Annotated in this window: 9 protein-coding genes and 2 pseudogenes; 4 read left to right on the top strand and 7 right to left on the bottom strand. The window is 39.2% G+C overall.

All coding sequences use genetic code 11. The features are described 5' to 3' along the window. Nucleotides 1–180 precede the first annotated feature (180 nt). On the bottom strand, nucleotides 181–681 hold the full coding sequence (locus ACU5DF_RS08620) for a YfbU family protein (RefSeq protein ID WP_045102578.1): 501 nt from the start codon (nucleotides 679–681) through the stop codon (nucleotides 181–183). 103 nt (nucleotides 682–784) lie between these two features. Further along, nucleotides 785–2,540, bottom strand: a pseudogene (locus tag ACU5DF_RS08625) (formate--tetrahydrofolate ligase). 215 nt (nucleotides 2,541–2,755) lie between these two features. Here ACU5DF_RS08625 and ACU5DF_RS08630 point away from each other — a divergent pair. The 4 genes from ACU5DF_RS08630 to ACU5DF_RS08645 are packed head-to-tail and all read left to right on the top strand — an operon-like array spanning nucleotide 2,756 to nucleotide 6,472. Continuing rightward, nucleotides 2,756–4,357, top strand: coding sequence for an ATP-binding protein (locus ACU5DF_RS08630; RefSeq protein ID WP_446712569.1), 1,602 nt, complete (start codon nucleotides 2,756–2,758; stop codon nucleotides 4,355–4,357). 39 nt (nucleotides 4,358–4,396) lie between these two features. Further along, nucleotides 4,397–5,071: a response regulator gene (locus tag ACU5DF_RS08635; RefSeq protein WP_446712570.1), complete on the top strand. Its 675-nt coding sequence runs from the start codon at nucleotides 4,397–4,399 to the stop codon at nucleotides 5,069–5,071. Between the two features lie 25 nt (nucleotides 5,072–5,096). Then, nucleotides 5,097–5,567 (top strand): Cys-tRNA(Pro) deacylase, encoded by a 471-nt coding sequence (gene ybaK / locus ACU5DF_RS08640; protein WP_446712571.1) that lies wholly within the window; start codon nucleotides 5,097–5,099, stop codon nucleotides 5,565–5,567. Between the two features lie 20 nt (nucleotides 5,568–5,587). Further along, entirely contained in the window at nucleotides 5,588–6,472 is an 885-nt protein-coding gene (locus ACU5DF_RS08645) for a patatin-like phospholipase family protein (protein WP_446712572.1), read from the top strand. A gap of 98 nt (nucleotides 6,473–6,570) precedes the next feature. Here ACU5DF_RS08645 and ACU5DF_RS08650 read toward each other — a convergent pair whose 3' ends face one another. The 5 genes and pseudogenes from ACU5DF_RS08650 to ACU5DF_RS08670 all read right to left on the bottom strand — a co-directional run bounded on the left by ACU5DF_RS08650 (nucleotide 6,571) and on the right by ACU5DF_RS08670 (nucleotide 13,384). After that, nucleotides 6,571–7,767: a DEAD/DEAH box helicase gene (locus ACU5DF_RS08650; protein ID WP_446704356.1), complete on the bottom strand. Its 1,197-nt coding sequence runs from the start codon at nucleotides 7,765–7,767 to the stop codon at nucleotides 6,571–6,573. A gap of 125 nt (nucleotides 7,768–7,892) precedes the next feature. After that, nucleotides 7,893–9,420, bottom strand: a pseudogene (locus ACU5DF_RS08655) (tripartite tricarboxylate transporter permease). Between the two features lie 16 nt (nucleotides 9,421–9,436). Beyond that, nucleotides 9,437–9,937, bottom strand: a complete 501-nt coding sequence (locus ACU5DF_RS08660; protein ID WP_446704355.1) for a tripartite tricarboxylate transporter TctB family protein — start codon at nucleotides 9,935–9,937, stop codon at nucleotides 9,437–9,439. 119 nt (nucleotides 9,938–10,056) lie between these two features. Further along, complete coding sequence (locus ACU5DF_RS08665; RefSeq protein WP_446712573.1) at nucleotides 10,057–11,034, bottom strand: tripartite tricarboxylate transporter substrate binding protein; 978 nt, start codon at nucleotides 11,032–11,034, stop codon at nucleotides 10,057–10,059. Between the two features lie 256 nt (nucleotides 11,035–11,290). Further along, nucleotides 11,291–13,384, bottom strand: a complete 2,094-nt coding sequence (locus ACU5DF_RS08670; RefSeq protein WP_446712574.1) for a methyl-accepting chemotaxis protein — start codon at nucleotides 13,382–13,384, stop codon at nucleotides 11,291–11,293. Between the last annotated feature and the right edge of the window lie 6 nt (nucleotides 13,385–13,390).

The following is a 13,390-nucleotide window of genomic DNA, read 5'->3' on the forward strand; positions in this document are numbered from 1 at the left end:
GATGATCCTATTTAAGGGGGGGTTGTTAATTATAATCAGGTTAGAAAGTCTAAATTCTCACTGATCCGTCAGTGAGGATTTTTTCGTTTCAGTGATAACAATAAATGATAGGCATAAAAAATCCCCGCCAGTGCGAGGATTTTAATCGGTTACTTATGCTTACTCTTATTTATATAGAAATTAAGCGTTAAAGATTTGCGCCATTTCTGTTGAACATAAGTGGTATTGACGTGGGCAGTTGCGCCATGTTGTTAGCATACGACGATATTTATCAGTCATTGTCATTTGGCTATTGAAGTGGTGATCCGCTTTATCAAACTGAGGGTATAAACCTTCAGAAGTTGTTAGGAAACGAACGTAGTTCACTTGCTGTGCTTCTGTTGCAATATCAAAGCCTAAAAATTGAAGACGACGCGCGTCTACTTTTGCTTGGCACTCAGGAACCAACATATTGTAAGACTCTTGCATTGCATGGTACATCTCCATGAAGTCGATGATCTCACGACATTCTGCTTCTGTAATGCAACCAAAGTCTTTATCTAATTCACGGATTTGCAGTTCATAACCACGTTCAACGATCAGCTGTTGGCGTTGGTATTTTTCTGCATTTGCAGGATCCATCTGTGACATCAAATAATACTGGTTTGAAAGAATTAAGCGTTGAGCATTTGTCATATCCATCAGGATAACCTCAAAAATTATAAGTAAATTTGTATAAAAAGTTGAAGCTAGATTAACAGTAAATGTAGCACATAGAATATGATCTATATTAAGTTATGTGATCTTAGCTAAGTCCAGTTATGTTTCCATCTGTATCAATATCTAAATTCATAAATGCTGGCTTTTCTGGTAAACCCGGCATGGTCATGACATTGCCGCACAGTGCATAAATAAAGCCTGCACCTGCACACAGTTTTAATTCACGAATAGGGACAATGAAATCTGTTGGTGCACCTTTGATATTACCATCTGTTGAAATAGAGGCTGGTGTCTTTGCCATACAGACAGAGAGAGATTGGTAACCTAATTTTTCAAACTGTTTCTAGCTGTTGCTGTGCTTTTTCTGATAGCTCAATACGCTCAGCACCATAACCTTTAATTGCAACCGCATTTAGCTTATCAAATAAACTCATATCACTGGTGTATAACGGCGTGAATTGAGTCGTTTTTTTACAAGCGGTAACCACTTTTGAAGCCAGTTCTTTTGCGCCTTCACCACCTTTTACGAATGCTTCACTGATAGAAACATCGACATTCGTTTCAGAGGATAATGCAGAAACCCACTGTTGTAAGAAATCCAACTCCTCTTGAGTATCTTCAGGGAAACGGTTAATAGCCACAACAACAGGTAAACCATATTTAGCACAGTTATTAATGTGCCACTGTAAGTTATCTAAACCTGCATCTAAGGCTTCTTGATTTGGAGTGAAGATTTCTTTTGGTAAGGCTTGACCTGGAGATAGTGGGAATAAACCAGAGTTTGCTTTAATACCACGTAAAGTTGCAACAAGTACTGCACAATCTGGCGCTTTACCTGATAATGTGGCCTTAATATTACACGCTTTTTCTAACCCCATATCAGAGCCAAAACCGCCTTCTGTTACCGTATAATCAGTCAGTTTTAACGCGATATTGTCTGCAATAATAGAAGAGTTACCATGAGCGATATTGGCAAAAGGACCGGAGTGAACAAAAGTCGGTACGCCTTCTAGCGTTTGCATCAAGGTTGGGTTGATAGCAAATTTCATTGTTACCGTCATTGCACCAGCAACTTGAAGATCTTCAGTGGTTACGGGCTCGCCATCAAGATTATAAGCAACCACAATACGACCAATGCGTTGGCGTAAATCTTGAAGATCGGTCGCCAGTGCCAGAATTGCCATCAATTCAGAAGCGGCGGTAATATCAAAACCATCTTCACGTTGATAACCGTTAATGGTTTTTCCCTCTTCGTTTTTACCAATAGTGACCATGCGAAGGGCACGATCGTTATGGTCCATTACTCGTTTCCAAACCACTCGGTTAGAATCAATTCGTAATGCGGGAAGATCGTTCTTTTCAGAGAACAGTTCATAACCTAGACGTTGCTCATGATAAATACGAGCATCAATGGCCGCTGAGGCTAAGTTATGTGCCGCGGTAATAGCATGAATATCGCCTGTTAAATGAAGATTTAGTTCTTCCATCGGAGCTACTTGGCTATAACCACCACCTGCAGCACCGCCTTTTACCCCAAACACAGGTCCCATTGAAGGTTGGCGAATACAAGCACTAACGGATTCACCTAATTTTGCTAGACCTTGAGCTAGGCCAATTGTCGTTACTGTTTTACCTTCACCGAGTGGCGTTGGTGTGATAGCGCTGACTAAAATTAACTTACCATTTGGTTTATCTTCAAGGTGTTTTAAGGCGTCAATATTGACCTTTGCTTTATAGCGACCTTGTGGCGTAATGTCATCATCATGCAGCCCTAAGTTTGACGCAATCGTTTTCATTCTTGTAAGTGTCGCAGTTTGGCAGATCTCAATATCGCTTTTCATAGTAACGGAAACCTTTTAGGAAAGAGTTAAAAATGCTGAAAAGAAGCGCGCTTTTTATACCACATAAGTAGGGTGATACTGAATTAATTCCCTGACTTTACTATGGAATTGATGAAAATATTTATAAGGTGTGATCAAGAGTATGAACAAGGTTTAAGAATAGGTTAATGGGTTGTGATATTCTTTGTTTTGGCATAGTTAAAAGAGAAGAATGAATGTCTTGGCGTGATTTGAATTTTAGACGTCGATTATTAACAGTAATGACCATTTCAGGTGTAGGTAAGCTGTTAATTTTATCTGTGTGTGCATTCTTATATATCAAGCATTGGGAATCGCAAGACAGTGGAGATAAAGCGTTAGGCATCGCTCGATTTCTTGCTCAGTCGCCATTAGTGATGATGGCGATTGAGAAAAATGCTCCCTCGTTAATTGAAGAAAAAATAGAACGATTACGCTCATCTATCGGCGCTGCTTTTATTGTGGTTGGTAATAAAGAAGGGATCCGAATAGCCCATCCGATTAAAGAACGTATTGGAAAGCCGATGCAGGGGGGAGATAACCAACAAGCACTAGATTTAGGGCAGTCCTATATATCATACGCCAAAGGCTCATTAGGTCACTCTGTACGTGGTAAAACGCCAATAATTAATGAGTATGGTGAGATTGTTGGAGTGGTCTCTGTCGGTTATTTATTAACAACCATCGACAGTAAAGTCTCTCACTTCCTCAGTTTTTTCCTTGGAATGGCCGTTTTAGTTATTTTAGCGAATACACTTATTGCTAACTTTGTCGCTAGGCGTTTTCAAAAAGCTATTTTTGGTTTTGAACCAGAAGCATTTGGGCGTTTATATAAAGAACAACAAGTCACACTCTCAACGCTGCGTGAAGGGGTGTTAAGTATTGACGCTAATGGCAAGCTTAGATCTATTAATAAAAGTGCCTGTGACATATTAGGTATAGACCCTAAGCAAGCCTTGAATCGATTATTTATTGAAGTGTTACCTGATAGTGATTTGACGAAGCTTTTGGTTACACAACAATCAGAGCATGATATTGAGTTACTACTGAATGGCCAAGCCGTTATTGCTAACCGAGAATTGATTAAAATGGACGGAGAAGTGATTGGAGCCGTATCCAGTTTTCGACGTAAAGATGAAATCAGTGAATTGACGACTCAACTTTCTCAAGTCAAACAATATGCTGATTTATTACGCTCCCAAACTCATGAGCATCGTAACAAATTAAATACCATTAGTGGCTTGATTCAATTAGGTAAGATTGAAGAAGTACAGCAGATCATTGGACAAGAAAGTCTGCGCTATCAAAAGTTAATTGAATTTTTAAGAGAAAGCATATCTGAGCCGATGATAGCTGGTGTATTGCTTGGTAAAAGCGAGAGAGCCAGAGAGCTAGGTTTAGTTTTGGAGATTGAAGAAGGAACGCAATTAACGCATCTACCTGAGCATATTCGTGCTGAAGATATGGTGACGATTATCGGAAACTTAGTCGACAATGCGTTTGATGCAACCTTAAGTCAATTAAAAGGCAATGTTGAGCCAATAGTTGTCAGTGTGACTGATTTCGGTCAAGAAGTGATTATCGAAGTAGAAGACAGAGGATGTGGCCTACCGCAGGCGTTTAGCTTTAAACAGCTAACCCAAAGAGGAATATCTACAAAATCGGAACAAGGGCGTGGCGTTGGTTTACATCTTATTCAGCAATTAGTAGACCATTATCGTGGAGAGTTTACGGTCAGAAGTGAAGCGGGAAAAGGAACGTTAATGACCATTTATTTACCAAAAGAGTTGCATTCATAAAGCAACCAATTTTATAAAGAATAAACAAAAGGATATTGTGTGAGCAGTAAAATCAAGATCGTTATCGTAGAAGATGATATTGGCATAGCAGAGATACATCGTCGCAATCTGGATAAAATAGATTATGTCGAAGTTATAGGAATTGCAGCCAGCAAGGAAGAAGCGACGACGTTACTGGATGTGTTGAACCCAGACTTAGTGCTATTGGATATTTATCTTCCTGACGGTAATGGACTTGATATCTTGCGGGAGTTGCGCCAAAAAGAGTTATCGCCTGATGTCATATTAATTACAGCCGACAGAGATGTGAATACACTGCAAGAAGCGATGCGTGGTGGTGTGGTAGATTATCTGCTAAAGCCTGTTATATTTAGTCGGTTAGAAGAAGCAATTAATAAATACCTGAGCCAAAAGCAGCAATTTACTAATCGAGTTGATATTGATCAAACCATGGTTGACGCCATGCTGCATTCTAGCACGACAACGCCCGTGGCAAGATTACCCAAAGGTATTGATGGCGTAACATTAGAAAAAGTACGCCAACTGTTTGTTAATGAAAAACAATTAACAGCAGATCAAGCCGGAGAGTTAATTGGCGCGAGCCGAACGACAGCGCGTCGTTATTTAGAATATCTCATTAGCTCTGGAGAATTGAGTGCCGACCTCTCTTATGGCAGTGTTGGGCGACCAGAGCGAACGTACTTTAAGGCGTAACCCTATTTTTAAGGTATTAATAGCCATGACACCAGCAACGAAATTATTAAAGAAAGCAAAAATTGAACATCAAGTGCTTGAGTATCATCATGATCCAAAAGCTCAAGCGTATGGATTAGAAGCTGCCGAAAAACTGGGTTTACCTGATGAAGAAGTTTTTAAAACCTTAGTAGTTCAAGTGGATGAGAAAGAGCTCGTGGTTGGTATTATTCCTGTTGCTGCTCATTTAAGTATGAAATTAATTGCTAAAGCTGCTGGTGGAAAAAAAGCAAAAATGGCCGATCCTGCTTTGGTTCAAAAATCGACAGGATACGTCATGGGAGGCGTTAGTCCTCTTGGTCAAAAGAAACGATTGAAAACAGTGATTGATAATACGGCTGAACAGTTTGAAACCATCTATGTCAGTGGTGGTAAAAGAGGACTAGATATTGGGTTAGCCCCTAACGCTTTACAGCAAGTGTTAAACGCACAATTTATGGATATTAAAGCAGAGTGAGCATGGAAGGGAGAAAACCCATGAAGAAGAAAACAGTATCACTTGTTCTTGGAAGTGGTGGAGCGAGAGGTCTTGCTCATATCGGCGTGATCCGCTGGTTAGAAGAACATGATTTTGAGATTGTATCTGTCTCTGGTTGCTCTATTGGTACTGTTGTCGGAGGGGTATATGCTGCCGGAAAGCTGGATGAGTTTGAAGCTTGGATGAGGACAATTACTAAGTTTGATATTGTCTCTCTAATGGATTTTAACTGGGGTAAAGGTGGCTTAATTAAAGGGGATAAAGTGATGAATCGCCTTAGCCATATTTTGGGGGATTTACATATTGAAGATCTTTCAATTCCTTATACCGCAGTGGCCGCTGATATCAGTAATGAAAAAGAGGTGTGGTTACAAAAAGGATCACTTTTACAAGCTATTCGTGCTTCTATCTCTTTACCACTTTACTTAATGCCAATTGAGTTTAATGGTAAAACATTAATTGATGGTGGGGTGTTAAATCCAGTACCTATTGCTCCAACTTTTGCTGATCATTCTGATATCACGCTTGCTGTTAATTTAGCAGGGGAGCTTAGCCATAAGATTGATGATTTTGAAATCAATCAAGTAGATATTTCTGCAAAAGAACCAGACGAAGATATGCCGTTTCATCGAAAAGTGAGTGATTACTTTGGCTCTTTAACAGAGAAAGCATCAAGAATAGATTTAGGTATGTATGATATAGCAAACCAAGCGTTCGATGCGATGCAAAGTACCATTGCGAGACAAAAGCTTGCGGCTTACCCACCAGATATTACAGTTGAAATTGCAAGAGATGCGTGTGGTACGTTTGAGTTTGAGCGCACAGCTGAAATGATAGATTTAGGGTATGAAAGAGCAGAGCATGCTTTGAAACACCTTCTATAAATACTCTTAATTAACTCGATATAAAAACGCCCATGCTTTTCACTTCTCTTTCGAGTAAAAAGTATGGGCGTTTTTCATTAATAGTATTTTAGTAACTATTAGAATTTAGGTGCAGGTTTTCTTGTTGGCTTAAAGTTCAAAATTGAAACTGGCACGTCTTTCTTTGGTTCAAACCCTAGAATTTCTTTACGCACAATTAAGTGACCAAGACGTTTTTCAATCATGCACAAGTTTTTAAAATCATCTCGAGAAACAAATGAGATCGCCTCACCTTTAGCGCCTGCACGGCCAGTACGACCAATACGGTGAACATAATCATCAGCAGGGAAAGGTAAATCGTAGTTAACAACTCGTGTTAGTTCATCGATATCGATACCACGAGCAGCAATACCTGTAGCAACTAGGTATTGTAATTTACCTTCTTTAAAATCATTCAGTACTTTTGCACGAGCATCTTGGCTTCGGCCACTGTGGAATGCTTCTGCTCTAATACCGCGTTTTTCTAATTGGCTTACTAATTTAGCTGCACCGTGCTTAGTTTCAATAAAGATAAGCGCTTGGTCCCACTCATTTTCTTTGATTAAGTGACTAAGCAGTGCTGATTTTTTATCTTTATCTACCGTAATTAACCATTGATCAATTTGCGGTGCCGATGTTGTTTTTGGTGAAATAGTAATTTCAATTGGATTATTTACTGCTGTTTTAGCTAAAAAACGCACTTGATCAGAGAGTGTTGCAGAGAACAGCATGTTTTGACGATCTAACGGTAAACGCTCAATGATTTTATTGATATCTTCAATAAAGCCCATATCTAGCATACGGTCGGCTTCATCAAGAACTAAAATCTCAATTTCATCAAAGTGAATAGCACGTTGTGTGTACATATCAAGAAGACGACCAGGAGTGGCAACCAATACATCAACCCCTTCAATTAGGCGTTCTTTTTGGTTTTTATAGTCAACACCGCCGTACATAGCTAGTGATGAAATATCGATATGTTTGCTGTATTTTTGAATATTGTCTTCAACTTGAATCGCAAGCTCACGTGTCGGTGTCAAAATTAATGCACGAATACGTTTAGCTCGAACCTTAGTTGGATCTTCGCTGAGGATTTCTAAAATTGGTAATACAAAACTGGCTGTTTTACCTGTACCTGTTTGCGCGGCTGCAATTAGGTTTTTTCCAGTAAGCGCAACGGGAATGGCTTTTTCTTGAATTGGAGTTGGGGCTTTATAACCCAGTTCGTCGATGGCTTTTAAAATTGGATCGCTTAACCCAAGTTTGGAAAATGGCATGTGAAATCTCAGATATATGAATAGAAGGGGATTGTAGCATGAAAAAAAGAAATGGCAGCAGGGGAAATAGACACCAATACTATCCTTAGTATTGGTGTCTATATTTAGACTATTAGGTCAGACGATTATGACTTTACTGTAAACTTAGGTCGGATAACGTTATTGATAAACGTTAGTGCCATCGGAAGAATAAGTACAATTGCAGCAATCGCGGTAAAACTAAAGGTAATTGGGCGCTCCCATAAGAAACTTAACTCACCATCACTGATCATTAATGCTCGACGTAAATTCTCTTCCATCATGCCACCCAATATGAATCCGAGCAGTAAGGGGGCGAGTGGGAAATTGGCAAGCCGCAGAGCTATTGCCACCATCGCAATAAAGATCATGATGAATACATCAACGGTATTAAATGAGACTAAGTAAACCCCTGTAATTGAGAAGAATAAAACCATTGGCATCAATACCGTTCTTGGTACGGCAAGTAATTTAGAGATGTATGGAATTAAGGGTAAATTTAGGATCACTAATACGATATTACCAAAGTACATAGAGATAATAACTGACCAGAAGATATCTGGGTGGTCAACAAACAGTCTTGGACCTGGTTGAATGCCATAAGCGATTAAGGCACCAAGCATGATAGCGGTTGTTCCAGATCCAGGAATACCTAATGTAAGTAGAGGAACAAATGACCCGCTTGATGCGGCATTATTTGCAGATTCAGGAGCAACTAACCCACGAATACTTCCTTTACCAAACTCTTCTTTTTGTATCTTTTGGTGCTAGATTTCGTTCCATTCCATAACTTAAGAATGCTGCGATGGTTGCGCCAGCACCGGGTAATACGCCAGTAAAGAAACCAAGGATAGATGAACGAACAGCAACAGGGGCAACTTCTTTAAATTCTTCTTTGGTGATTTTCATGCTGCCTAGGTCAGACATTTTATTTTGTTCATCATCCCGTGTGTCTTGCTCAGGTTTTAATATACCCATCAAGGTTTCCCCTAATGCGAAGGTTGCCATTGCAAGCAGTAAGAAGCTGAATCCATCCATTAAATCAGTTAAGCCAAAGGTAAAGCGTTCAACACCAATGCCTTTATCAATGCCGACGGTTGAAAGCATTAAACCAAGAATAGTCATCATCCATGCTTTAATCACTTGCCCCTTACCTGCGAATGCAGCAACAGCAGATAAACCGACTAGCATTAGTGCGAAATAATCAGATGATTGAAAACTCAAAGACACTTTAGCAAGCGCTGGAGCTGCAATCAGTAGCATAATGGCTGAAAGCGTGCCACCAGTAAAAGAGGAGTAGGCAGCAAGAGCAAGAGCTTTACCTGCTTGACCTTTTTGTGCCATTGGGTAGCCATCAAATGCGGTTACCACGGTTGATGAACAGCCGGGGGCATTGATAAGGATTGATGAGGTAGAACCACCAAAAACGGCGCCATAATAAACACCTGCCATTAAGATCATGCCTGATGCAGGATCAAGTCCGTAGCTAATTGGGATCATTAAGGCAATGGCAGAAATAGGCCCAAGCCCCGGTAACATACCGATAAATGTACCGACAAAACAGCCGATCATTACCATCATCAAGTTGGTTGGCATAATCGCTGTTGATAAGCCTGCTAAAATTCCATCTAACATAATTAAGTCCTAGGGGTTACCAAGCAAGAAAAAGATAACCAGGTTCTAGATAGATATCCAAACCTTTGGTAAGAAGTAGCCAGAATCCTGTAACGAAAGGAAATGAAGCTCCGAATAACACCGGTTTTCTACGTTCTCCTAGTAGATAGAATCCTGCTAATAGAAATAAACTTGTTGCTAATACAAAACCAAGCCAAGTTAAGCCAATGCCATACAGCACCATTAAAACTAGAAAACCAATAAGCAATTTCCAGTTAAAGTCTAATGTTGCACCGCTTTTTTCATCGGGTTGTGCTGAGACAATAAGAAGTAATGAAAGAAAAATACCAGCAAAGGTCAGCATGTAAGGTAGAGTTCGAGCAGTGAAGGGTTCGTATTCATCACCAGGAAATAAAGGAATTAAACTGGTTTGATAGCCATAACATAAGCAAACCAGTAAAAAAATGATAGCGCCAACGCGATCTCGGCATAGTAGAGAAGAGCTAGAGTACGACATGAGTTCTCTCCATTCATCCATTTAAAAGAGTAAGAAAAAGGCTGCCTTGAACAGGTAAAGTGCAAGGAGAAATAATAGGAATATTAATGAACCATATCCGAGGGAATCATTAATTATTCAAGGCAGCTGAAATGGTAGTATTATTTTAAGAAGCCAAGTTCACGCATTAGGTTACCCATTAGCAGCTCTTGTTCTTCAAGGAAAACATAAAAGTCTTTGTCCGCTTTGTAGTTATCAATCCAACCATTACGATCTCGTACTACTGCCCATTGATCCGTTTCATACATCTTATCGAAGGCTTCTCTATACTCATCGATTTTCGCCTGCGGTGTACCTGGAGCTGCGAAGAAACCACGCCAGTTAGCAAAAACGGTTTCATTGCCATATTCAGTTAGTGTTGGGATTTCTGGCGCACTTTCTAAACGTTTTGGTGCTGTGATAGCAAGAATACGTACTTGACCACTTTTCGACATTTCAAGAACTTCACCTAACCCTGTTGAAAGTAGAGGTGTTTCACCAGAAAGAAGTGCTGCCATTGCCTTCCCGCCAGCGTCATACGCAATGTAACGTACTTTTCTTGCATCAAAGCCTTCACCTTTAAATGCTGCCGCTACCACTAGGTGATCCATACTGCCTCGAGCTGAACCGCCAGCAATTTTTACTGAGCGAGGATCTTTTTCAAAATCAGCAACCACTTGCTCCCAACTTGTATATTTAGAGTCTTTATTTACTACAATCGCACCATAATCGGCGATAGTCGCTGCAATAGGGGTTAAGTCGCGGAACGATTGTGGAAAAATCCCACTTAACGATCGGATCACGATAGGTGTTGAGTTCACCATTAAGGTATCTGGTTGGCGCTCTGCCGTTTCAATTAAATGAGCAATAGCTTTACCGCCGCCGCCACCTGAAAGGTTTTGATATGACGCTTGTTCAATGATGTCTGATTTAAGTAATACATCACCAGTACCACGAGCGGTCATATCCCAACCGCCACCAGCACCACCAGGGATAATGAAGTGAATTTTTTCAAGATCTGCTGCGATAGCTGAGCCTGAAAGAGCAAAGGTTGCTGCAATCATTGACGCGGTGACTTGTTTTTTAAATGAAGTAAGCATGAATAACATTTCCTTATGTGTCCAAGTTTCTCTGTAGTTATGGTGTGAAACTTGAGAGTAGGGGGGACTGCTTTTTCTTAGTTGTTGCGTAAATGTTATGTGCTTGAGGGGGTTTTGGCTAGATAGAAATGATAATGGCTATTTAGAACATTAAACGAATTTTGTTCATAAAGTTCATGCGGATTTGGATAAATAAAAAAGCCATGCAATAAAAATAAAGCATGGCTTAATTAAATTAGATTCTAGTTTTCAAAATCTATTGAGTTTTAAATTCACTTAATTTCTGAGTTAGTGAATGACTTTCTTTTGTTAGCTCAGCAGTGTCATTTAACGAAGTTTGCATATCAGAAAGAACTTCATCAGCGGCTTCGTTAATACTTGTGACATTGCGATTTATCTCTTCAGAGACAGAGCTTTGCTCTTCTGCGGCTGAAGCAATTTGGTTATTCATGTCATTGGCTACAAGAATTGCAGCATTAATTTCTTGTAGGTTTTTCTGTGCAATTAAGGTCTCTTCTTTAGTTTCTAATGCCTGCTTTTGACTACTTTCCATTACCGTCACAATACCTTGAGTATTTTGTTGTAATATCGCAAGCATACTATTAATTTCTTGTGTTGAGCTTTGTGTACGACTTGCTAGGTTACGAACTTCATCGGCAACAACAGCAAATCCACGTCCTTGTTCGCCAGCTCTAGCTGCTTCAATCGCAGCATTTAATGCCAATAAGTTTGTTTGTTCTGCAATACCACCGATTTCAATAAGAATTTTTTGAATATCATTGCTTGATGAAGCTAAATTAATCACTTGCTCTTGGGCTTCATTAATGAAGCGTGCCAACTCTTCAACAGAAGCTGCGGCATTATTCATTATTTTCTGTCCATCTTCACTACTTGCTTGAATTTGGCTTGCTGCTGTTGCAGCTTGTAATGCAGAAGAAGCAACTTCTTGTGCTGTTGCGCTCATTTCATTAATAGCGGTTGCTAATTGAGTAACTTCATTTACTTGATTTTGAAGTTTCAATTGTGATTTTTCAGTTTCGGCCATGGTATTCATTGAGGATTGAGAGACTAATTCTGCCGTATTTTTTGCGTTATGAAGTGTATGTTGAACTTTTTCTATAAAAGTATTGAACCAGAAAGCCAATTGACCAATTTCATCTTTAGAGTCAATACTAATGCGTTGAGTTAAATCACCATCACCTTGTGCTATGTTTTCAAAGCGAGAAGTGAGCTCAAGTAAAGACGCACCAATGCTTTTAGCTAAAATGAAAATAATAGCAATCCCAATAATTGATGAGATAAAACCACTTAATAAGCCATTTAATAATGCACCCTGACTAAGTTCAGTACTCAGCTGATTAAAATCAGTGATCTCTTTTTCAAGCACTGTTTTAGGAACTGAAACCATAACAACCCATGGTTTAGCACCTGTTTCTATTGATGAAACAGCAACTTTGTAATCACCCATATCACTTAAGAACGTAGATGTGCTTTTTAGTTTTTGTTGAATTGATGGCCAGTTTTGAGCAAATTCATCTTTGATTTTTTCTCCAACTAAGTTTTTATCTTGACTAAAAGAGAGAAATCGCCCATCCCAAGAGACAATCGAAACGATGGCATTACTAAGCCCTGTTGACTTTGCTGCTTTTTGGCTAATAGCTTGAAAGTCTTTTACTGACCAATCAAAGCCAAGTGATCCCACAATATGATCATTGTGGCGTAGCGGTAGACTTATTGTTGTTATTAATTCTTCATTACCTCTAACATTATAATAATACGGTTCCATAACAAATTGTTCGCCAGTTTCAAATGGAGCTAAGTGCCATTCGTCAATTCGTTCCCCATTTTGATTCATTTTCCTATTTTTGAAGCTATCCATTCCAATAGCTTCAAAATCAGAACCTATCGGTGAGAAAAAAGGAGATAAGAACCCATCTTTATTCGTCGCTTTCTGAGTTAACTCCGAATTATCTTGAAGGAAGTTCTTCTCTTCCCATACCATATAACCAGCAAAGACACTTTTATTTTGAATATGTAATGAAGCCATAAATTGTTGAATAAGAATGTTAGCTTCGACTTGATTACTATTAGAGAGTTCTAATACTGACTTTAATTGCTGTAAATTACTTATAACAGGGGCAAATAAACCGTTAAGTTCGGCTCTTTGCTGGTTAGCAATTGATAATAATTTATAATCAATATTATCTGTTAACTGTAATGAAACATTTTTTGTAATTTCTTTGTTTACTTTATTATAAGAGACAGTTGTAAAAAACATGGCTGTACTAAGAGTGATAAATATAGCCAATCCGGCGCTAATGGCGATGCGTGTTTTTATTGATTTGAACATAACTCT

This window comes from Aliivibrio wodanis, assembly GCF_052920805.1.